At 34.1% G+C, this 22,683-nt stretch carries 19 protein-coding genes; 13 read left to right on the forward strand and 6 right to left on the reverse strand.

The features are described 5' to 3' along the window. Nucleotides 1-81: 81 nt before the first annotated feature. From tamL to accD, 3 genes are all read left to right on the forward strand, one after another. Nucleotides 82-2,676 carry a translocation and assembly module lipoprotein TamL gene (gene tamL, locus HM990_RS15700; protein WP_317166914.1) on the forward strand — a complete coding sequence of 865 codons (2,595 nt, stop codon included), beginning with the start codon at nt 82-84 and terminating at the stop codon, nt 2,674-2,676. Between the two features lie 538 nt (nt 2,677-3,214). After that, a complete protein-coding gene (gene fbaA, locus HM990_RS15705) occupies nt 3,215-4,282 on the forward strand; it encodes a class II fructose-bisphosphate aldolase (RefSeq protein WP_178990177.1) in 1,068 nt (355 codons plus the stop codon). A gap of 406 nt (nt 4,283-4,688) precedes the next feature. Next, nucleotides 4,689-5,549, forward strand: coding sequence for an acetyl-CoA carboxylase, carboxyltransferase subunit beta (gene accD, locus HM990_RS15710; RefSeq protein ID WP_178990179.1), 861 nt, complete (start codon nt 4,689-4,691; stop codon nt 5,547-5,549). 72 nt (nt 5,550-5,621) lie between these two features. Here the strand turns inward: accD and HM990_RS15715 are convergent, their stop codons facing one another. From HM990_RS15715 to HM990_RS15725, 3 genes are all read right to left on the reverse strand, one after another. Continuing rightward, a complete protein-coding gene (locus tag HM990_RS15715) occupies nt 5,622-6,515 on the reverse strand; it encodes a hypothetical protein (protein ID WP_178990181.1) in 894 nt (297 codons plus the stop codon). Between the two features lie 311 nt (nt 6,516-6,826). Next, complete coding sequence (locus tag HM990_RS15720; RefSeq protein ID WP_178990183.1) at nt 6,827-7,954, reverse strand: sensor histidine kinase; 1,128 nt, start codon at nt 7,952-7,954, stop codon at nt 6,827-6,829. 83 nt (nt 7,955-8,037) lie between these two features. Continuing rightward, nucleotides 8,038-9,144 (reverse strand): sensor histidine kinase, encoded by a 1,107-nt coding sequence (locus HM990_RS15725; protein WP_178990185.1) that lies wholly within the window; start codon nt 9,142-9,144, stop codon nt 8,038-8,040. A 192-nt stretch (nt 9,145-9,336) separates the two neighbouring features. Between HM990_RS15725 and rpsO the strand changes: the two genes are divergently transcribed. The 4 genes from rpsO (at nt 9,337) to HM990_RS15745 (ending at nt 13,063) form a co-directional block, all read left to right on the forward strand. Continuing rightward, entirely contained in the window at nt 9,337-9,606 is a 270-nt protein-coding gene (gene rpsO, locus HM990_RS15730; protein WP_178992039.1) for a 30S ribosomal protein S15, read from the forward strand. Nucleotides 9,607-9,895: 289 nt separating this feature from the next. Further along, on the forward strand, nt 9,896-12,151 hold the full coding sequence (locus tag HM990_RS15735; RefSeq protein ID WP_178990187.1) for a polyribonucleotide nucleotidyltransferase: 2,256 nt from the start codon (nt 9,896-9,898) through the stop codon (nt 12,149-12,151). 489 nt (nt 12,152-12,640) lie between these two features. Next, entirely contained in the window at nt 12,641-12,784 is a 144-nt protein-coding gene (locus tag HM990_RS15740) for a hypothetical protein (protein ID WP_178990189.1), read from the forward strand. Nucleotides 12,785-12,802: 18 nt separating this feature from the next. After that, on the forward strand, nt 12,803-13,063 hold the full coding sequence (locus tag HM990_RS15745) for a heavy-metal-associated domain-containing protein (RefSeq protein WP_178990191.1): 261 nt from the start codon (nt 12,803-12,805) through the stop codon (nt 13,061-13,063). A 339-nt stretch (nt 13,064-13,402) separates the two neighbouring features. On the opposite strand, the gene HM990_RS15750 is transcribed toward HM990_RS15745, so the two are convergent. The 3 genes from HM990_RS15750 to HM990_RS15760 form a co-directional block, all read right to left on the reverse strand. Continuing rightward, entirely contained in the window at nt 13,403-13,963 is a 561-nt protein-coding gene (locus tag HM990_RS15750; RefSeq protein ID WP_178990193.1) for a hypothetical protein, read from the reverse strand. 99 nt (nt 13,964-14,062) lie between these two features. Further along, entirely contained in the window at nt 14,063-14,602 is a 540-nt protein-coding gene (locus HM990_RS15755) for a hypothetical protein (protein ID WP_178990195.1), read from the reverse strand. A 250-nt stretch (nt 14,603-14,852) separates the two neighbouring features. Further along, complete coding sequence (locus tag HM990_RS15760) at nt 14,853-15,971, reverse strand: helix-turn-helix domain-containing protein (protein WP_178990197.1); 1,119 nt, start codon at nt 15,969-15,971, stop codon at nt 14,853-14,855. Nucleotides 15,972-16,198: 227 nt separating this feature from the next. Here HM990_RS15760 and HM990_RS15765 point away from each other — a divergent pair, with 227 nt between their 5' ends. From HM990_RS15765 to HM990_RS15790, 6 genes are all read left to right on the forward strand, one after another. After that, a complete protein-coding gene (locus HM990_RS15765) occupies nt 16,199-17,626 on the forward strand; it encodes a glycosyltransferase (protein WP_178990199.1) in 1,428 nt (475 codons plus the stop codon). A 281-nt stretch (nt 17,627-17,907) separates the two neighbouring features. Next, nucleotides 17,908-18,714, forward strand: a complete 807-nt coding sequence (gene proC, locus HM990_RS15770) for a pyrroline-5-carboxylate reductase (protein ID WP_178990201.1) — start codon at nt 17,908-17,910, stop codon at nt 18,712-18,714. Between the two features lie 132 nt (nt 18,715-18,846). Then, nucleotides 18,847-19,626, forward strand: coding sequence for a glutamate 5-kinase (gene proB / locus HM990_RS15775; protein WP_178990203.1), 780 nt, complete (start codon nt 18,847-18,849; stop codon nt 19,624-19,626). A gap of 28 nt (nt 19,627-19,654) precedes the next feature. Beyond that, on the forward strand, nt 19,655-20,854 hold the full coding sequence (locus HM990_RS15780; RefSeq protein WP_178990205.1) for a glutamate-5-semialdehyde dehydrogenase: 1,200 nt from the start codon (nt 19,655-19,657) through the stop codon (nt 20,852-20,854). 172 nt (nt 20,855-21,026) lie between these two features. After that, nucleotides 21,027-21,401: a hypothetical protein gene (locus HM990_RS15785; protein ID WP_178990207.1), complete on the forward strand. Its 375-nt coding sequence runs from the start codon at nt 21,027-21,029 to the stop codon at nt 21,399-21,401. Between the two features lie 91 nt (nt 21,402-21,492). Continuing rightward, the gene (locus HM990_RS15790; protein ID WP_178990209.1) at nt 21,493-22,356 is read left to right on the forward strand and encodes a sigma-70 family RNA polymerase sigma factor; all 864 of its coding nucleotides are present in this window, start codon (nt 21,493-21,495) and stop codon (nt 22,354-22,356) included. Nucleotides 22,357-22,683 lie beyond the last annotated feature (327 nt).

Here is a 22,683-nt window from a genome sequence, read left to right on the forward strand (position 1 = left end):
AATTAAATTGACTATTCTATTTCTGTAGCAGAAATGGTATTATTTTTGTTTCAGGTAATAAATTAAATAAGACACCTCTTTTTGAATCTACAACACTTAACTTCAATAGTATATCCCTTCAACAAATCGATGTATCGGAATGCACTGGTTTTGGTATGCGTATTCATGCTAAGTTCTTGTAATGTCGTAAAACGTGTAAAAAGCGATGAGCATCTTATTACCAATAACACCATTCTCGAAGATGGAGATAAAGTGACCAATGAGCGTATTAATAATATTATTGCGCAGCGCACCAACTCTGGTATGCGCAGGTTTTTAGGATTTCCATTAAAACTTCATATTTACAACCTGGCCAGACCCAACATTGATTCCATTTTATACGCCAATGTATTGAGTGACTCTTCTAAAGTAAAACGAAGAACGGCTCTACTTTCCAAAAAGCAATTTGATAAATTGATGGAATCGCGACGCAATTTTAATTCATGGTTAAAGCGTACAGGTGAAGCTCCCGTAATTTACAATGAGGACAAAACTATCAAAACCGCTAGTAATCTTAGAAAATACTATTATAGTAAGGGATGGTTTAATAATGAAATTACTTACGAGGTTGACAAGGACAGTAATAAATTGGCTCAGGTCACTTACAAAGTCAAAAAACGCAAACCTTACATTTTAGATTCCATTACGCCTTATATCAGTAGTCCTGCGATTGATATACTTTATGATAAATTCAGTAAAAACTCTTTACTGAAAAAAGGAGAACAGTACGACGAACAGAATTACGAAACGGAACGCGAACGCATCAACAGTTATTTACGAAATGCTGGCTTTTATCATTTTGGGCAAGATTACATCCGTTTTGAAATGGACACTATCAACACCAATCATAAAGTACACACTGATATCATTATAGCCAATAGAACGATACGAGGCGATGATTCTACAACTACCAGGCCTTTTAAGATTTATAAGATAAAGGAGGTCAATATATTTACAGACGACAATTATGAAAATCGTAACAAACCAATAACAGATACCACAACCTATAAGGATTTTAACCTTTACAGTAAGGAAAAATTAAGATTCAGGCCGAAAGCGTTGACAGATGCTGTTTTTATAAATAAAGGCGACACTTTTAGTGCTTTAGCTCAAAGTAGGACTTCCCGATATCTTAACGATCTACAGATGTTTAGATATCCAAATGTTGATTTTATTGAAAATGAGGAGGATACTACACTTACCGCAAATATATATTTAGAGCCCAAAAAGCAATACGGTTTAAGTTTTGATCCAGAAATCAACACTAGTAATATTCAAACGATAGGGTTTTCATTTAGTGCAGGATTAAAGATAAGAAATATTTTCAGAGGCGCAGAAACGTTGGAAATATCTGGAATCGCAGCCATTGGCGCTTCAAAGACCCGAAATGATCCTGAATCTGCTTTTTTCGATATTAATGAATTTGGTGGCAATATTCGTTTAACCATTCCAAGGTTATTCAGCCCATTTAACACCGATAAGATTATTCCTAAATACATGTCGCCAAGCACAGCCATAAGTCTTTCTGCTACGAGCCAACAAAATATTGGGCTAGATAAACAATCACTTTCAGGCATATTTAGTTATAATTGGTTTCCTTCAAAAACCGTGACCAACACCCTAGAACTGTTTAATGTCAACTTTGTTAAAAACTTAAATACCAGCAATTACTTCGGTGTGTATCAAAACTCCTTTAATAGGTTAAATTCAATTGCCCGAGACATCAATTACATAGCCAGCGATGCTATTTTACAGGATGACGAATTAGGGTCAAATCGGTATCAGCCTGCAGATATTTTTATTGATGATGTTTTGGTAGGAAATACCAGTTTATCGTCTAATGACGACGATTACTTAACTGTAAATAATATAGATGAGCGAAAAGAACGACTTACTGAAAACAACCTTATTTTCTCTACAAGTTTCGATTATAAAATAGATAAGCGAAACAATATTTTTGATAATGATTTCTCTGTTTTTAAATGGCGATTAGAATTAGCTGGTAATCTACTTTCTAACATTTCCAATATTGTAGGATTAACTAAAAATGATGCTGGTAATTACGAAGTCTTCGGAGTGGCGTTTTCGCAATATGTCAAAGCCGAAGTAGATTACGTAAAGTATGTTGATTTGGGGAGAAAGAATGTATTTGCTTTCCGCAGTTATGTTGGTGTTGCTATTCCGTATGGAAACTCCAACAGTATTCCTTTTGCTGAAAGTTTCTTTGCTGGTGGACCCAATGACAATAGAGCTTGGACGGCTTATAATTTAGGTCCAGGAAGTTCTAAAACTACTAATGAATTTAATGAGGCAAACTTTAAACTGCATCTAAGTGCAGAACAACGCTTCAGCTTATTTGGAGCATTTCAAGGTGCTATTTTTGCAGATGCTGGAAATATATGGAATGTTTTGGACAATGTTGAAGAGGATGCTGCAACATTAACCAGTTTTGACTCGTTAAAAGATATTGCATTAGGCTCTGGTTTTGGCTTGCGATACGACTTTGATTTTTTTGTACTACGTTTCGATGTTGGGTTCAAAACTTATGACCCTTCACAGGTTGAGAGCAACCGTTGGTTTAGGGACTATAATTTTAGTAATGCGGTTTATAATATTGGAATTAACTATCCTTTTTAAATATGAAAGACTTGAAACCGCTGCGCTTATAGATATTAGAATCAAGACTTGACTAAATCACGAGCTGATAAAATTTTTTATAATGTATTGAAATGTGTAACTAGTCAATATGTACTTCTCGAGATAACTTACTGATTGTCATAATAAAAATTTAACCGCTAGGAACCCAAGGAAAAATCGTAAGGATTGCAAGGTGATTAATTTTAAAGTTTTAATGCATTCGCCCTTTGCGTAAATCTTTGTGAACCTTACGATTTTAAAATATATGAATTATAAAAATGGTAAAATGATTTTAATTCTGTTTCTCAGATACTTAGAATTTGCCTTTGTTCTTGATTCTAACAGCGCAGCGGTCAATTGACTTATATCGTACAACATTGTTCCAGAATAGCGACAAATTAATTTTTAGAACTCAAAAGTGTATAAACACACCAAACCGATAACGTTTTCGGGATTTTATAACAGTTTAGAAGTTATAAATACTCAAATTATCCGTATTTTTGATATCTAAAATTTTCAATCCAAAAACCAAAAAATTATGAGTCACAATATTAAACCTGGAGTTGCTACAGGTAAAGAAGTTCAGAATATCTTCAATTATGCTAAAGCAAAAGGCTTTGCCTTACCAGCTGTAAACGTTATTGGTTCTAACACTATAAATGGTGTTTTAGAAACTGCAAGAGATTTAAATGCTCCTGTTATTATTCAATTTTCTAATGGTGGTGCACAATTTAATGCAGGTAAAGGCTTGAGTAATGAGGGTCAGAAAGCTGCTATACAAGGTGCTATCGCAGGCGCAAAACATGTGCATCAATTAGCTGAAGCTTATGGTGTACCTGTAATTTTACATACCGATCATTGCGCTAAGAAATTATTACCATGGATTGATGGTCTTTTAGATGCTAGTGAACAGCACTATAAGGAAACCGGAAAATCACTTTACAGTTCCCACATGATTGATTTATCGGAGGAACCGATAGAGGAAAACATTGAAATCTGTAAAAAATATCTTGAGCGTATGAGCAAAATGGGTATGACTTTAGAGATTGAATTAGGTATTACAGGTGGCGAAGAAGATGGTGTGGACAATACAGATGTTGACGATTCTAAACTATACACCCAACCTGAAGAAGTGGCTTATGCTTATGAAGAGTTAAGTAAAGTAAGTGATCAGTTTACAATTGCGGCTGCTTTTGGAAATGTACATGGTGTTTACAAACCTGGAAATGTAAAATTAACACCGAAAATCTTAAAAAATTCTCAAGACCATATCTCTAAAAAATATGGTGTTGAGCATAATCATATTGATTTCGTTTTCCATGGTGGATCTGGTTCTACCGTTGAAGAAATAAGAGAAGGTATTAGTTACGGCGTTATTAAAATGAACATTGATACAGATATGCAATGGGCTTTTTTAAGTGGTGTTAGAGATTATGTTCAAGATAATAAAGACTATTTACAAACTCAAATTGGCAATCCAGACGGAAATGATGTGCCTAACAAAAAATACTATGATCCACGTGTTTGGTTACGTAAAGGAGAAGATGCTTTTGTAGATAGACTTAAAAAAGCATTTCAAGATTTAAATAATGTAGATACGTTATAAGATTTTACAAATCACTTTTAAAAACCCATTAGAACTTGATATCAGTGTTTTAATGGGTTTTTATTTAATGAACTCATCTTGACTATTTCTATCTCCTAAAAATGGAAGAAATCCGCCCATACTTCGTTACTTCTCTTATCCGTAGCGATGCAATGTCTTTCAAAAAGTGTCTAATCTGGACATATTTCATCTCACCCGATAGTTATACGGGATCGGTTAAACCCAAAAAAGTCAAAATCTGTTCGTCTACAAAATTCAAATTTTAAGATACTTTTCTCAATTTTTGAGTTATATTTAATAAAACAGTAAGTTTGTACCTTATACATTTGCAAACTACAACTAACTAAAACTAACGACAACGATTTTTTAAGATCTAAAAATCGTAAACCCTAAACATTAAATCGATATGGCTTGGTTTAAAAGAAAAGAAAAAGGTATACATACGTCTACGGAAGAAAAGAAAGATACTCCCAAAGGACTTTGGTACAAATCTCCAACAGGAAAAATAATAGATACTAAAGAACTTGAACAGAATTTTTATGTAAGTCCTGAAGATGGTTATCACGTGAGAATTGGCAGTAATGAATATTTTCAAATTCTGTTTGATGATAATAAATATAAAGAGCTGGATGCTAATTTAACCTCAAAGGATCCACTAAAATTTGAAGATACTAAAAAATATCCGGACCGCTTAAAGGCGGCACAAGAAAAGACCAACCTTAAAGATGCCGTGCGTACTGCTGTTGGTAAATCTAATGGAGAAGATTTAGTGGTTGCTTGCATGGACTTTAGTTTTATTGGTGGTTCCATGGGAAGTGTTGTTGGCGAAAAAATCGCTAGAGCGGCAGACTATTCCTTGAAAAAGAAAATACCATTAATGATTATTAGTAAATCTGGAGGTGCTAGAATGATGGAAGCTGCATTATCTTTAATGCAATTAGCTAAAACCTCTGTAAAATTAGCACAATTGGCAGATGCTGGTATTCCTTATATTTCATTGTGTACAGATCCTACAACTGGAGGCACAACCGCCTCTTTTGCAATGTTAGGTGATATCAATATTGCTGAACCTGGTGCATTAATCGGTTTTGCTGGTCCAAGAATTGTACGCGATACAACTGGAAAAGAATTACCTGAAGGATTCCAGACTTCCGAATTCTTATTGGAACATGGGTTCCTGGATTTTATAACCCATCGAAGGGATTTAAAAATGAAAGTGAATCTATATCTCGATTTGATAAAGAATAAGCCTATACGTACTGCGTAAAAACATAAAGCGAGCCTACTTCTCAGTAAATGATGGCTCGCTTTTTTATTCTAATCAACCAAAAAAAATCTTCTAATTTAAAGTAAAAGGAATTTCTGTCCCATTGTTAAAAGTAAATGTGGCTTGGTCATCACAAGCTCCATCTCCATAATCCAATATGCCACCAAAATTGGTTCGCTGTACATCAAAAGTCCCACTCACGAAATACGCACAATTAGCCGGTCTACTCAAAGGCGTTAACACGGTGTAGGTATGAGAATTACCATTAATAAAAATTGCTGTCCAATTTCCTGTGATTTCAAAAATATTATCACTAAAATCACCAGTACCAAAACCTTCAACCCATTCTCTAATTTTTGCACCTTCTCTTGAAGCTTCAGCTCCATTTGGCCAAACTACAGTTATATCTAGGCTATGTGTAAACTGAGGGTTGCCATTGTCGTTGGATCGCTCTCTTAAAATAGAACGACTTGCAATGACGTTTTTGGCGTCAAAGTAAAAGTCCAGTAAATTATAGTTAATCATAATTTGTTGTGCTTCTGGATTTCTTGTATAGTCAAACACAATTTGTCCACGTATCAAATGCCCACGTACCATGCAACCTTCCGTACCAAAATCTAAAGTGACTTGACGATAACCTTGCTGAGCAACAATCGTGATAGTGACACATGCGGGAATAGTTCCATCTTGAGGATTTCGATCGGAAATACCAGATTCTTGTTCTTCATAAGCCTCAATAACGAGATCGCCCAAGACGCTATCTATTTGGTCAATTTCTGCTGACCGCTGCAACTCTAAGGTAGCTTCCAGCTGACTTTCAGGTTCTGTGGTGTCATTGTTATTGCTACAAGAAGTACATATTAAACCTAAAACCGCTAGGCTTAACACTGCTCTTTTAAATAAATTAAAGTTTTTTCCCAGATCGTTACTCATAATTCTTTTGACTTCGTGATGTAATGTTTTCATGATAACTTTTTTTTTGAACTTATCTTATGCTATTAACATTTAACGAGTTCATTGTTAATATATTGTTAAGACCAATAGTTTAACAAAAGGTTTAATCACTTAAAAAAAATTCGTTTTTTTAATGAAGTCTGTATTCTGTAACAAGGTGAAAAGATTATAGTTGCTTCCTCAGCATAAGCCTCTAAAATGAGGCCTAGCGTTTGAGCATCATCAATTTCTAAATTAACGTGACTTTTATGAAATGAAACCCAGTATTTGTTATATCGTCTATAGCTCTTTTGAAAATTCCGAACTAGAATTGGTATATTTTTTTAGCTTAAAACAGGATGAATATGAGTTTTGGCACTTAAAAAGTAAATCGAAAAACATGTTCCTTTACCCACTTCACTTTCCACTTCTACTTTACCTCCAATACTTTCAATATGGTTTTTGGTAATATACAATCCTACTCCCCTAGAATCATGATGCTTGTGAAACGTACCATTTAATGTAAACAATTGATCACTATGAGTGTTTAAATCAATGCCCAAACCATTGTCTTTTATATTGAGAACCAAATATTCATCTTTTAATGTACTCGTAAGCTCAATCACTGGTAATCGTTTTTCTGACTTATATTTTATAGCATTGGTTAGAAAATTTAGAATAATGCTATCCAAGTATGCTTCAATACCTAAAATTTTCAATTTTTTATCTACGTTATTGATGATTGTACCATTTTCTTTTTTTACCAAGGCACTGACGTTATATATAGAATTTTCGACGTATTGGTAAAGTGATAACGGATTTAGTGCATTAAATTTCTTTGGTTTATCTAGCCTAATTAAATTAAGATGGTTAATGGTTTCATTGAGATTAGATAAAGAGTCCTTTAACATTTTGTAATTGTCATTCTTAATTAAGACGTCCTCTAATTCTTCTTCCAAAAATTCGGTAATAGAACTCAAATTTCCTACATGTGTCCTGATATCGTGGGTGGCAATATGTGCAAAATCCTTTAGTTTTTCATTTTGGCCTTTAATAACATTCATTAAAAACTCCATGTGCCATGTCGCCGATTTCTGAGCAGAAATATCCGTTATCTGAGAAATGAAATAGATAGGTTTATCATTATCGTCTCTCACTAAAGAAACCGATAGCAAGGCCCAAACCACATAGCCTTTTTTATGAAAATAACGTTTTTCAATTTGATAATTATTTATTTTCCCATCTATGAGTTGTTGCATAAAGTTTAAATCCAACTCCAAATCATCACGATGTGTTATATCTTGAAAACTCATTTGGTAAAATTCCTCTTTTGTATAACCCAACAAGTCCAAGACACTTTGATTTGCCTTAATCCATTTGCCTTTAGGACTGACAATTGCTATACCACCATTGGCATAATTGAATATATTTTGAAAAAGTTTATTTTTATAACGTTCTATATGTTTTGGCATGGAAAGTAATCAAGTAATTAACATTCAAAAATAATTAAGGTCTATAAATACTATTAACTCAAATGAATATAATCGTACAACTTTTAAGCTTTTTTAAAACAGATAGAGAATTCAGTTCCAACATCAACTTCACTTTTTACCTCTATTTTTCCGCCTAACGATTCAATGTGATTTTTTGTTATAAAAAGTCCTATCCCTATGGCATCGTCGTTATTATGGAAGGTTTTATACATTTGAAAAAGTGTATCTCCAAATTTATCCAAATCTATACCAAGTCCATTATCTTTAATAGTGAGCACCACAAAATCATCCTGAATAATAGATCTCAACTCAATAATGGGCTTTCTTTTTTCAGATTTATATTTTATGGCATTGGTAAGAAAATTAAGAATGATACTATCGAGATATGCTGGAATGCCTTTTACACAAACATCTTCATCAATTTCATTATATATTAGGGCTTCTGCGTTCTGCGCTAATGCAATGATATTATAGGTCGCCTTTTCTGCAAAGTCATAAAGATTAAGGGAATCCATTTTAGAATCTTCGATTTCCTTAATTCTTGCCACTTCTGTTAAATGAGATACCGTTTCTTGTAAATTTTCAATAGCCGTTTTCAATAATTGAAAATTCTCATTCTCGTTTAAGTTAGAGTAATCCTCTTCTAAAAAACCCGTTAATGATGATAAATTACCGGAATGCGACCTTAAATTATGAGTTACAATATTGGCAAAAGACGTCAACCGCTCATTTTGTTCCTTGGCGACACTAAGCATCAGTTTTAGTTTATCCTGACTTTTTTGTCGATTGGTCACATCATTAAATTGCCAAATCATATGAGCCCTACCTTCCTTGAAATAAACTAAGGACACTGAAATCAACATCCAAATTATGGTACCATCTTTATGAAAATAACGCTGTTTTACACGATATTTGTCAATAGCTCCATTGATAAGTTTTTCAAATTTTTCCTCGTGAACACCAAGATCTTCGGCATAGACAATATTATTAATGTCCATATTAAAGAGTTCCCATCTTGTATATCCAAAAATTTCGCAAACACTCTCGTTGACTTTTAACCAATTTCCATCTAAATTTACAATAGCAATGCCATTGTAAGTATTATTAAATGTGCGCTCTAAAACGTCGTAAGCGTTAGAGAAGTTTCGCAGATGATTTGACACTTTCATTGAATTAGAATTACAAGGATTAATCTACTGAAAGCTATTATTTAGTAAGGGTAAACTCCGTTAAATTATGGTTACTATTGTATTTAACATCAAAAAGTTACGAAAAAAAACCCAAATCACAAAAAAACACTATATTTGCCGCTCGAAAGAAAGGCTTTCGTGTACATAAAAATCATTTACAATAATATTAGCATGTATTTAGATCAAAAAGAAAAGGAAAAACTTTTCAAAAAACACGGTAAAGATGCAAAGGACACTGGATCTGCAGAAGGACAGATTGCATTATTTACAGCAAGAATCAATCACTTAACTGAGCACTTAAAGAATAATCGTAAAGATTATAATACAGAGCGTTCGTTAGTAAAACTAGTTGGTAAACGTAGATCATTACTAGACTATTTAACTAAGAAAGATATCTTAAGATATCGTGCGATAGTGAAAGAATTAGGATTAAGAAAATAATCTCAATAAATAGACCACGCCTAACAGCGTGGTTTTTTGATATATAACAACTCGATTTTGGACGAGTATAAAAACCAAAATTGAAATTAAGCATGAGTACCTGAAACATCCTGATAGTAATCGGGACAGGACTAGCGGTTTTTCATTGGTCACGACTTAAGAGGTCACACAACAACTACACACAACAACACAACCCTGTCCGTCTAGTTAGGCGGAGACCATTGTTTAACAGAATTCTGGTGGCTGAGCGTAGTCGAGGTCCCGGTAAAATTCAAGAATTAAAAAATTTATGATTCCAAAAGTTTTTAGAGAGGTCATTGACCTAGGAGACGGTAGAGAAATTTCTATCGAAACCGGAAAATTAGCAAAACAAGCGCATGGTAGCGTTGTGGTGCAGTCTGGAAAATGCATGTTATTATGTACAGTAGTTTCCAATTACGAACAAAAAGACCTTGATTTTCTTCCGTTAACGGTAGATTACAGAGAAAAATTTGCTGCGGCTGGGCGTTATCCTGGTGGTTTCTTCAAGAGAGAAGCAAGACCAAGTGACGGCGAAGTATTAACGATGCGTTTAGTGGATCGTGTTTTACGTCCATTATTCCCAAAAGATTATCACTCGGAAACACAAGTGATGATTCAATTAATGTCTCATGACGATGACGTTATGCCAGATGCTATGGCAGGATTAGCTGCTTCTGCTGCTATCCAATTATCAGATTTTCCATTTGAATGTGCGATTTCTGAAGCAAGAGTAGGCCGTGTAAATGGCGAATTTATCATCAACCCTACACGATCTCAACTAGAAGAATCTGATATCGATATGATGATCGGAGCTTCTGCGGATTCCGTAATGATGGTTGAAGGTGAAATGGACGAGATTTCCGAAGAAGAAATGACAGAAGCCATTAAGTTTGCCCATGAAGCAATTAAAGTACAATGTGCTGCTCAATTGAGATTGGCTGAAGCTTTCGGAAAGAAAGAAACTCGTGAATATCCTGAAGAACGATCAGACGAGGATTTGGCTAAGAAAATCCATGATATGGCTTACGATAAAGTATATGCCATTGCAAAAGCTGGATCGTCGAAACACGAAAGAAGTACAGCATTTTCTGAAATTAAAGAAGAAATCAAAGCTACGTTTTCTGAAGAAGAATTAGAAGACTTTGGTGGATTGGTTTCTAAATATTATCGAGCTGCCGAAAAAGCGGCTATTAGAGACCTGACCTTAAATGAAGGACAACGTTTAGACGGAAGAAAAACAGACGAGATCAGACCGATATGGTGTGAGATAGATTATTTACCGTCTGTACATGGGTCTTCAATCTTTACTCGTGGAGAAACTCAAGCTTTAGCAACAGTAACTTTAGGAACTTCTAGAGATGCCAATCAGGTAGACATGCCATCTTACGAAGGTGAGGAGCGTTTCTATTTGCACTACAACTTCCCTCCTTTTTGTACAGGTGAAGCAAGACCAATCCGTGGCACCTCTCGTAGAGAAGTTGGTCATGGTAACTTAGCACAACGCGCCTTAAAAGGCATGATTCCTGAGGATTGTCCTTATACAGTACGTGTAGTTTCTGAAGTATTGGAATCTAACGGTTCGTCTTCAATGGCAACAGTTTGTTCTGGAACAATGGCATTGATGGATGCTGGTGTGCAAATGACAAAACCAGTTTCAGGTATTGCCATGGGATTAATTTCTGATGGAGATTCTGGAAAATATGCCGTATTGTCTGATATTTTAGGTGATGAAGATCACTTAGGAGATATGGACTTTAAAGTGACTGGAACTGCAGATGGTATTACCGCTTGCCAAATGGATATTAAAGTAAAAGGCTTGACTTATGAAATCCTTGTCAATGCTTTAAAACAAGCTCGTGATGGTCGTTTACATATCTTAGAGAAGATAACGGACACTATTGCTAAGCCAAATGCTGAAGTAAAAGAACATGCACCAACAATGGTAACGAGACGAATTCCAAATGAATTTATCGGAGCATTAATTGGACCTGGTGGAAAAGTGATTCAGGAAATGCAAAAAGAAACTGAGACTACTATCGTAATTAACGAAGATCCAGTAACTGAAGAAGGTATTGTTGAAATTTTAGGTGTTGGTAAAAAAGGCATTAATGCTGTAATGGCAAAAATCGATGCTATTTTATTTAAGCCTGAAGTGGGCAGCATTTACGAAGTAAAAGTGATCAAAATGTTAGATTTTGGTGCTGTTGTTGAGTATATGGATGCACCAGGAAACGAAGTGTTATTGCACGTATCTGAATTAGCGTGGGAGCGTACAGAAAATGTATCTGATGTGGTAAACATGGGCGATGTGTTTGATGTAAAATATTTCGGTATTGATTCTAGAACACGTAAGGAAAAAGTATCACGTAAAGCGATTTTACCAAAACCAGAAGGTTTCAAGGAAAGACCGCCAAGAGACAATAATAGTCGTGGTGGACGTGATAACAACAGAGGAAGAGATAATCGTGGACGTGACAACAGACGTGATGATCGTAAGCCTAGAGAGAATAAGAAGGAAGATTAATTTCATTCTAATCTTAATATATTTGAAAAGCCCAACCGTGATGTTGGGCTTTTTTGTTTTCTTTATTATAATCTATAAAGTGGATAATACAGACATGAATCTATAGGTGTATTTTAATAATGATTGTAAAAGCGTAGTGAATTACCAATTAGTTACGCCACACATATTTATTACCGAAAGATTTAGAGCAAATAAATAGCCCTTTGGATAATGCAATTAAAAAATTATCTTTATAGGAAAAAGAGAAAACACTCACTATATCCTAATATATTTACGGGATATGAGTAATAAATCTTATTATTTTAAACGATGTTTACAATACGAAGAAACTCTGAAATATGAAGGATATTAAGATTTTATTATTAACTTTTCTATCTCTGACTTTGTTCAGACAACATTTGAAATGTTGTGAATCGGCAAAAAAAAAAGTTGAAACTTATTTAAGCGGGTTTTGGAGAATATCCGAAAATAAAAATTGAATTCATTTAATTGGAAGATGATTTTGGTCCGGAGTTCATTCACAAATTATCAAAACAATGGGATATTCCAGTGAATTTTATGTTCATAGGATCTCCAGGAGACCATTTCCCATACAGAGTTGAAGAATTGGGTGGTGTTCGATTGATTATATAACACAAAAAACTAAAAATTATGAGTTTATTATCAGAAAATGTAATTCCGGGAAATCACGGAAAAGTATTTGGCACCGATGCCACCGAACCTAAAGATTTAGAACGTATTAAAAAGAACATTTTAGCCATTAAAGGTGTAAAAGAAGTTGTTATTAATGCAGATTTATTCCCAAAGGAATTGACGGTTCAAACCAGTACACTAGTTGAAATAAAGGATGTTGAGGATGCAGTTTTACCGACTGGTTTTCATGTCATACCCAAAGGGCTTTTCGAACTTTAAATAGAACACTTTTTGACACTACAGATTTATGGTTAGCGGTGGGAGTTTATTAAAGATGAACGTGCCTTGTATTCCTTTTTTTAAATCAACTTATCCAAAGTTTCGTTTTTTTCGGAGCTATTAAAGTTTTGAGTATAAAAGGAATGCAAAATTAAAGATATAACGATTTACACCAAACTGATACTTATTACTAAAATTTCAATAGTACTTATAGATCATGGAACTATTGATTCTAAAATATTTTTTGAAAACATGACCTGTGATGTTAAACCAGACATTGAACCACACCATAATATTAAAAGAATACAACCATAAAATAAGAATGTTTAAAAACGGAATTTAATCTTGCTTTTTAAAGAAAACAGCATATGCCTTATCTATTCCATTAATACTATCTTCAGGATAATCATTGTACAAAAAAACGATGGAGTCATTGTTCATCTCACTAATTGGGTATACGATAAAATCATTGGTATCGTATCCTCTATAAAAAGTAAGTAAATCGTTTTCTATGAGCCAACCATTAACACCACTTGGAAAACACCATGGAAAGTAATTAGCTGATTCTGACTTCATGAGTTTAACCAAAGGTTTGTTCGGATTTTCATAGGGACAGTCCCAACTATATCCAATTAACTTATTTGAATAAAATTGTATGGTATCAGTTCTATCTCCAGTTGGCCAACCCGTTCCAGAGTCGTAACTAATTTCAACAGATGCATCAAGCATTGTATCATAACGATATCCAAAATACCACTTACCAATTAATAACCTTTCAGAATTTGAAGATTGAGAATACAGATCTTCTCCGTTGTATTGATCTGGACTTGGATATTCATCATTTTTATTGGATGAACAAGCCATAGTTAAAACAGTAAATAATAAAACTAATTTTGTCATAATTATTTAATAATCAGCGATTAAAAACTTAAGAATTATAATTTAGAATACCATCAAAATTTTTGGTAATTTTTTCATTTTAAGTTTTAAGTTAATTGACTATTCCTTACCCAGTTGGTAAACAATAGAATATTTTTCCATCAATCCTAATTGCTTCTTATAGTTATCCATTTTATAATCTATAGTTATTTTCTTTCTACTGGATCCTATAAGTGCGCCAATTATTCCACTGGGAATACACGCCACAATACCGCCTGCAGTAGCTTTCTCTTCCTTAGTTAAACTAAACCAACCTGTATCATCATCTCCTCCAGATAAACCTATCACGTAGCCCAAAGCAGCACCAGCCAATCCGCCAACTAAAGAAGCTTTAGCCACTGATCCTCGTTTTCTTATTTTTATGATATTAATTTTCTCTGCAGGAACAAATAGAAGGGTTTCCAAATCAATTTTTTTTGTTTTGCTAAGTGTTATACCTGTCTCATCCACCGCATAAAAAAAACCTTTTACTTTTTCAGTATCTGTGTTAACCCATACTTTATATAAAGCCACTTTGTTATTAGACTTACTCCGCTCTTGTCCATAAGATATTACCGAAATAAATAAAGCTACAATAATTTTCAATGCAAAAGTTTTCATGAATACTTGTTGTTTTCTAACATGGTCAATACAGTAAAATATCTAACTGAATTAAGATTAATTAAATATGATGCAATTGTAAGTTATGTGTTTTAAAAAAAGCGCATTATTTAATCATATAAAATCCTCGTTTATAACACATTTGATACAAGACATAGCTTGAGTCTAAATTAGTATTTTGACTAGAATTGGTATCCGAAATTCTCTTTAGAACCAGAAATAGGACATAAAAACATCGTTTATTAATCATCTATAATCTACTACGATACGACGTTGGCGTTTCTGAAGTAAACTTTTTAAAAGCAGAATAGAATGTGGATTTAGAATTAAACCCGCATTCTAAACCAATAGCCACAATGGTATATTGTTTAAACCTATCACTCAGCAATAGTTTTTTGGCTTGTTGAACCCGAAGCGAATTAATAAAATCCGAAAAGTTATAGGTGCTATAAGTGTTGATTACTTTGGATAGATGACTATTGCTAATATTCAATTCTTCAGAAAGTAGATCCATACTAAAAAATGGATCTAAAAACCGTTTGTTATCAATCACATAAGTTTTAATAGTTTCAAAATCAGCTCTATGCTTTTCTTTGAGTTTAGCATTTTGTTTTTCACTAGAAATTTCTAAAATGGTATTGGGTTCTCGGTTTTCAATTTGTTGTCTAATGTCTATTCTTTCATTTGTTGTTTTCGAATGAATCAAACCTTGATAGCCTAACCAATAAATTAATATAGAATAGATAATTTTTAAGGGATCATAGAGCCATGCTTCCCGAGTAAAATAATAAATTATAACCGTAATTATCCATAACACCATAATGCCTGCGCCTGCCTTCAATATGGCTTTTATCCATTTAATATCATCAAATGGTGTAATTTTAGATGACGCGTTTTTATCAAAGAACACCAACTTTATAATATGATAGAATATAAAGACCGCGTAAATAGCATTGCAAATTTCTTCAACGATAATATATTCACTAAAACGCACTTCAAAATCCTTACTAAACAGCATTAAGCCTGTTCTAATAAGGATTTCAGCACTAAAAATCAGCAATGTGAATTTTAAATAGTTTGGATATTCGTCTTTAATTTTAAGATAATAGATCAAAAAGATATAAAAAAAAGGCACTATTAAAAAATGCCAAGGAACAGCCAAGTAGATATAAAGAATTACGCCAGACAAGTAATTTCCGTCATATACAAACTCTCTTAAATTATTTAACGAAAGGCACAGTACTACGATGTTTAAGTATTTTATGGAAATATTAATCTTCTTTCTATTAAGAAAGACGAAAGCATTGAACACAAAACCCTGAACTATACCTATCAGTATGATTAATCGTATTATACTGTCATAATTCATTATTTTAATTGCGTTAACAGTTTACAAATGAGTGTTTTAAATATTGAAGATAAGCAATTATAAATTGCTAAATAGATAAAATACTAATCTTGTATATTTAATCATATTGATTTTTAACACTTAAACTTCCTAATGTTAAATAAAAACAAAAAAAAATCTAAACTTAAAATGTCAACGTACATCTGTTTTAATTAATGAGTCTAACAAAATTCTTACAAATAAAATATATGGCATCAAAACCAAATTCCTCAAACTCACTCTTATCGGCCTCAAAAAGCAGAACCAAAAAAATCTCGAATGGCCTTAATTTATTTTTAAACAGTAAATCAAAAACAGAAAGCTCTCAAAATAAAATTGTATTATTCAGCTCGTTTTTACTTTTAGTTATCGGCATTTATTTTCTCTCTGTTTTTCACAGTGATTTTGAACAATTCCGTGCAGCGAAAGCGAGCACAACTCTAGGCTATACTTTTATCGTTGTGGCAACTGGCCTATTTGCTTTTAAGGCCTCTTTCTTTTTCTATAAAGCTTACAATTACTTTAAATACAAACCAATTGATTCCGTTTCAGACGAAGAGCTTCCAACGGTTACTGTAATCGTACCTGCTTATAACGAAGGAAAGCAAGTATGGGATACATTAATGAGCTTAGCGGATAGTAATTACCCAGAACATAAACTTCAAGTGATATCTATCGATGATGGCAGTAAAGACGATACTTGGACATGGATGCTGGATGCAAAGGATAAATTGGGCGATCGTTTAGACATCTATCAACAGCCTAAGAACCAAGGAAAACGTCACGCGCTTTATCGTGGATTTAATTTAGGCACTGGAGATATTTACGTGACTGTAGATAGTGATTCCATTGTTACTGAAGATACCCTTAGAAATTTAGTAAGTCCTTTTATTAAAGATGAACAATGTGGAGCCGTTGCAGGAAACATCAGAGTCTTAAACAATAAAAAGGAAATGCTTCCTAAAATGCTGGATGTGAGCTTTGTAATGAGTTTTGAGTTTGTGCGTTCTGCGGAAAGTTATTTGAATTCCGTTATGTGTACGCCTGGAGCTTTAGCAGCTTACAGAAGTACCGCCGTGCATAACTGTTTACCAGAATGGATCAACCAAACCTTTATGGGAAAAGCATCGGATATTGGAGAAGATAGAGCTATGACCAATATGATATTGAAACAAGGTAAGCACGTTTTATTTCAAAAGAATGCGGTAGCATATACCAACGTACCAGATCAATATATGGGTCTTTATAAAATGTTTATTCGTTGGGGACGAAGTAACGTAAGAGAGAATCTGGAAATGGGAAAATATGTATTCACTAATTTTAGAGCCAAAGGAAAAACGGGAACTCGAATCTTATTTATTAGCCAATTCTTAAAAATATTAATGAGCTATCCTTTACTGATCTCTATGTTATTCTTTGTACTGGTACATCCGTTATTATTTTTAGGATCTACATTGGTCAGTATTTTAATCGCATCAACATTTTCAGTACTGTTTTTTGCCAGTCAATATAAAACCACAGAAGGTATTTGGGCTTATTCTTATAGTATTCTATATACATTCGCCTTATTCTGGATTACGCCTTATGCAATTGCAACAGCCAGCAGAAGAGGTTGGTTGACTCGTGAGTTGACATAGAGCAAGAAAATTAATTTTAAAACATTGCATAAAACCTATCAACATTAAATTTGATAGGTTTTTTTATTGAAACTTCCATTATGTCACCGACAGCCTGTCAGCATAACAACTATTGTTAAATTTTCTAATTTCCATTTTCTTAGGTAAAACTTGAAGAAATCACTAGTTCCTCAATGAAAAGCTCAAATATTTCACAATGTCATAATTCTCAAAATCAATATTCTATTTGGGCACTTCCGTACAGTCCTTGCGGTAAATAGGGTGAAATAAATTATATAAAAATGAGAGTATTAGTAATTGGCGCAGGAAATATGGGTTTAACCTACGCGGAAGGTATGGCGGAATCGTCATTACTCAGTAGGCATAAACTTAGAATTTTTGATACTGACCCAATAAAAATTGAAAGTCTTAGCAAAGATGTTAGATTTAAAGTTTTATATGCTTTAAATGACTGTTTGCCAAAGGCAGATATCGTATATATAGCTGTAAAACCTTACCACAGTGATAGTCTGTTCGAAGCCATGAAACCGATGATCAATGATAATCAAATTTTTGTTTCGCTCATGGCAGGCGTGACTATAGACACCATTCAGCAAAAGTTGGGTGCTAAAAAAGTCATTCGGACTATGCCTAACTTACCTGCACAAGTTGGTAAAGGTGTCACATCTTATACAGAATCAAAAGAAGTTTCTAAAGTTGAGCTTATTACGGTACGGAATCTTTTAGATACCACAGGAACATCCATTCATGTTAATTCTGAAAATTTTATCGATGCCTCAACTGGAATTTCAGGAAGTGGTCCAGCTTACGTCTTTTATTTTATGCAATCTATGCTTGAAGCAGCTCAAAAAATGGGCTTTTCAGAAGACGATTCAAAAATATTGGTAAGCAGCACCTTTGAAGGTGCCATTGAACTGTTCAATCAAAATGATATTTCACCAAAGTCATGGATAAAGAAAGTAGCCTCGAAAGGTGGTACAACCCAAGCTGCGATTGACTCAATGGAAGACAATAATGTGAAACAGCTTATCCAAGATGCGGCCTATGCAGCATTTGACAGAGCTGTGGAATTGGGAAAAGAAGACTAAAAATAAGTTGTGGTTGATTCGCCAAAATATTGAAACAGCCCAGTAACTCAATAATTCAAATTATAGACAATAACCAAAGTAGTAGAAACAAACTTTTAAGTTTTCAAAATCTGCAACTTGACACTAAAAATTATGAATAGAGAAATAAAACGTGTAGTCGTAAAAGTAGGGACCAACGTACTAACGAATAAAGACAATAGAATATTAGGACCAGTGCTTAGAGAGTTGGTAAGACAAATTGCCGTATTATATGAAGAAGACATTATGGTAGTATTAGTATCATCTGGCTCTGCAATTGCAGGAATGGAAGTGTTGGGAGATACGGATATTAAAGATAAATCTGTGAGAAGACAAGTCTATTCGGCCGTTGGTCAACCAAGGATGATGCGCCACTATTATAGTATTTTCCACGATTATGGAATGCGATGTGCCCAAATCTTAGCCACGAAACGTGATTTTGATCCAGGAAAACACAGACAAAATATGATTAATTGTTATGAAGGTTTACTGTCCGAAGGGGTAATTCCTATTGCCAACGAAGATGACGCGGTTTCATTGTCAATGTCCATGTTTTCAGATAACGATGAGTTGGCGAGTTTGGTTGCTGAACTGTTGGACGCAGACCGACTGATTATTCTTTCTGATACAGACGGTCTATTTACAGGACATCCTGATGATATAAACTCCAGAATGATTCATGAAGTTAAGACCCATCACAATGTTGAAAAATACGTTCAAGCTTCCATTAAAAAAGAAGGCGAAGGTCGAGGCGGAATGGCTTCAAAATTAAAAATCGCGAAAGGAACTGCCAATAAAGATATCCCAACTTACATTGCCAACGGCAAACGTGAAAATGTAATTATAGATATCATCAATAATAAAGAAGTGGGTACCAAATTTATTAGTGCCTAAAATAAACTTCAATTAAAAATTTATACATATGAAATTATTACAAACAGACATAAAAAACAAGGTCCTAAAATCAATGATAAAGATTTTAGGTCGTGAAAGACAAGCCATTATCGAAGCGAATAAAAAAGATTTAGAGGCTTTTACAAAAGAAGACCAAGCCCTTTATGACCGCTTGATTGTGAATGATAAAAAAGTAGATGAAATGATTGCTGCGGTCGAAGCCGTAAATGATCAAGATGATCCTGTTGGGCAGGAAATATCTAACCGTACTTTAAAAAACGGCTTAAATATCGTAAATACAACAGCACCATTTGGTACTATTCTTATTATTTATGAATCGCGACCAGATGTTACCATTGAAGCTGCGGTTTTAGCGTTTAAAGCCAATAATAAAATTTTATTGAAAGGTGGAAAGGAAGCCTTAAATAGTAATCTTATTCTTGAAAAATGCTGGCACGAAGCTTTAGAGGAAAACGGATTATCCAAGGATTGGATTAAGCTGTTGCATCTAAAGCGTGAAGAAACCCAAGAATTTCTAAAAAACCCGACGGAACCACTAGATTTAATCGTCCCTCGTGGAGGAGAGCGGTTGATCAACTTTGTAAAAACCCATGCCACATGTGCTGTTTTGGTGAGTGGACGCGGAAATAACTTTTTATATGTTTCAGAACATGCAGACTGGAGCAAAGCTGTCAATGTGATCATTAATGCTAAAACAGATAAGATTTCCGGTTGTAATGCTTTAGACAAGGTATTGATCAATAAAAATCTGCCTGAATATGAAACGAAATTAAAAATGCTTCAGCAAAAACTGGAAAAGCATCAGGTTGAAATTATTGTCGATGACAAAGTATCTGATATTTTATCCCAAAAAGAGACCATTTCAGATGTTGATATATGGTACGAAGAATTTTTAGCCTTAAAACTATTGATTGGCGAAGTGGAATCTTTAGAAGAAGCCATTGATGCTATCAATAAATATTCGGGGAAACATTCGGCTGCCATTATAACGGAAGATAATAATGAAGCGATGCAATTTATGCATAACGTGGATAGTGCTGCCGTTTACCATAATGCTTCTACTCGATTTACAGATGGAGGACAAATGGGTGTTGGTGCAGAATTGGCAATTAGCACAGACAAATTACACCATCGTGGCCCATTAGGTTTAAACCAATTGGTGACCAATAAATATTATGTTTATGGCGATGGACAGGTGCGTGTATAGTTTCATTGTTAGCAGATTAAATCAAATTAAGAACCATATTTCATTAAGTGATTTAGAAATCGTTTGATTTTTTTGAAGTATATTAAATAACACTAGGACTTCAGTATTGAGTTTTTCAAAATTTAGGCTCAAAAATTTGGATATCTCAATAAAAATCCTTATAATATAGGTTATGATAACACAAGACAAAGAGAAGTACGCAGAAGAGTTAAATCAATCCATTTCCTATCTCGAAAATTTAGGATACTCGAATATTAAAGCTGATATTGAAGGCTATGAAACACCAAAATCCTATCATAAGAAAGGTAGTGATATTGATGTTACGCCAGATATTGTAGCCGAAAAAGAAGGTAGAAAACATATTTTCGATTTAAGTTTAAAATCGAAGAAACCAAGATTACTGAAATCTAAGTGGTTGTTTCTAAACACCTTAAGTCAGATTAAATCTTATCGTTTCAGGTTAATCACTAAACGTGGCCATTATAAATTTACAAATGAAACTGTAGATGCCATCAACCTTGATTCTGTAAAACAGATGAAAATCTAAAAATTTTATTATTATTGTGTAACATTTAGTTGCTTTCTTACGTATAATAAAAGCAACATGTTGTTGTAAATTGCACAAATCTTAAAATAAAATGAGACAACTTAAAATTACCAAGCAGGTTACCAATAGGGAAACCGCCTCCTTAGACAAGTATCTTCAAGAAATTGGTAAGGTAGATCTTATTACCGCAGACGAAGAGGTAGAATTAGCGCAACGCATCAAAGCTGGTGACCAGTTGGCTTTGGAGAAATTAACAAAAGCGAACCTACGATTTGTGGTTTCTGTTGCCAAGCAATACCAAAATCAAGGGTTAACACTACCAGATTTAATTAATGAAGGTAATTTAGGTTTAATTAAAGCCGCACAACGTTTTGACGAAACCCGTGGTTTTAAGTTTATTTCTTATGCCGTTTGGTGGATTAGACAATCCATTTTACAAGCCTTGGCAGAACAATCCCGTATTGTGCGTTTACCGCTAAACAAGATTGGCTCTATTAATAAAATCAACAAGACTTTTGCATTTTTAGAGCAAAGTCATGAGCGACCACCTTCTGCGGAAGAAATCGCGAAAGAATTGGACATGACGATTAATGATGTAAAGGAATCTTTAAAAAATTCTGGTCGTCACGTCAGTATGGATGCACCCTTAGTTGAAGGTGAAGATTCAAACCTTTACGATGTTTTGCGTAGTGGTGAATCACCAAATCCAGATAAAGATTTATTACACGAATCATTACGAACTGAAATTGAACGTGCTCTAGAAACTTTAACACCACGTGAAGCTGATGTAATTCGCTTATATTTTGGTTTAGGCAATCAACACCCAATGACTTTAGAAGAAATTGGCGAAACTTTCGATTTAACGCGTGAGCGTGTAAGACAGATTAAAGAAAAAGCAATCAGACGCTTAAAGCATACGTCTAGAAGTAAAATATTAAAGACATATTTAGGTTAGTTTCGACTGCGCTCAGTTACCGACAACATTGTAAGAATTGAGCATCATAAGCGACTAACCTAATAATGATAACAACAGTTACAAACATAACTGTTCGTTTTTTGATTGATGAAAGAACCCACGGCTGATTACCGTGGGTTCACTTTTTCCCATCCTAACCTTCTCCCATCTTCCGTTTTCCCGAAGGGAAGAAACTGTTCCCGTCTTTCACTACAACTTTATACAAGCTCCGTGCTCCGTGCTCCGTGCTTCGTGCTTCGTGCTTCGTGCTTCGTGCTTCGTGCTTCGTGCTTCGTGCTTCGTGCTTCGTGCTTCGTGCTTCGTGCT

The sequence above is a fragment of the Winogradskyella schleiferi genome, from assembly GCF_013394655.1.
In the GTDB taxonomy this organism is placed as follows: domain Bacteria; phylum Bacteroidota; class Bacteroidia; order Flavobacteriales; family Flavobacteriaceae; genus Winogradskyella; species Winogradskyella schleiferi.

Bases quoted from the DNA above. Each gene is read 5' to 3' on its own strand.
- fbaA (WP_178990177.1), top strand. From the start codon at position 3,215: ATGAGTCACAATATTAAACCTGGAGTTGCTACAGGTAAAGAAGTTCAG.
- accD (WP_178990179.1), top strand. From the start codon at position 4,689: ATGGCTTGGTTTAAAAGAAAAGAAAAAGGTATACATACGTCTACGGAA.
- HM990_RS15715 (WP_178990181.1), bottom strand. From the start codon at position 6,515: ATGAAAACATTACATCACGAAGTCAAAAGAATTATGAGTAACGATCTG.
- HM990_RS15720 (WP_178990183.1), bottom strand. From the start codon at position 7,954: ATGCCAAAACATATAGAACGTTATAAAAATAAACTTTTTCAAAATATA.
- HM990_RS15725 (WP_178990185.1), bottom strand. From the start codon at position 9,144: ATGAAAGTGTCAAATCATCTGCGAAACTTCTCTAACGCTTACGACGTT.
- rpsO (WP_178992039.1), top strand. From the start codon at position 9,337: ATGTATTTAGATCAAAAAGAAAAGGAAAAACTTTTCAAAAAACACGGT.
- HM990_RS15735 (WP_178990187.1), top strand. From the start codon at position 9,896: ATGATTCCAAAAGTTTTTAGAGAGGTCATTGACCTAGGAGACGGTAGA.
- HM990_RS15745 (WP_178990191.1), top strand. From the start codon at position 12,803: ATGAGTTTATTATCAGAAAATGTAATTCCGGGAAATCACGGAAAAGTA.
- HM990_RS15750 (WP_178990193.1), bottom strand. From the start codon at position 13,963: ATGACAAAATTAGTTTTATTATTTACTGTTTTAACTATGGCTTGTTCA.
- HM990_RS15755 (WP_178990195.1), bottom strand. From the start codon at position 14,602: ATGAAAACTTTTGCATTGAAAATTATTGTAGCTTTATTTATTTCGGTA.
- HM990_RS15760 (WP_178990197.1), bottom strand. From the start codon at position 15,971: ATGAATTATGACAGTATAATACGATTAATCATACTGATAGGTATAGTT.
- HM990_RS15765 (WP_178990199.1), top strand. From the start codon at position 16,199: ATGGCATCAAAACCAAATTCCTCAAACTCACTCTTATCGGCCTCAAAA.
- proC (WP_178990201.1), top strand. From the start codon at position 17,908: ATGAGAGTATTAGTAATTGGCGCAGGAAATATGGGTTTAACCTACGCG.
- proB (WP_178990203.1), top strand. From the start codon at position 18,847: ATGAATAGAGAAATAAAACGTGTAGTCGTAAAAGTAGGGACCAACGTA.
- HM990_RS15780 (WP_178990205.1), top strand. From the start codon at position 19,655: ATGAAATTATTACAAACAGACATAAAAAACAAGGTCCTAAAATCAATG.
- HM990_RS15785 (WP_178990207.1), top strand. From the start codon at position 21,027: ATGATAACACAAGACAAAGAGAAGTACGCAGAAGAGTTAAATCAATCC.
- HM990_RS15790 (WP_178990209.1), top strand. From the start codon at position 21,493: ATGAGACAACTTAAAATTACCAAGCAGGTTACCAATAGGGAAACCGCC.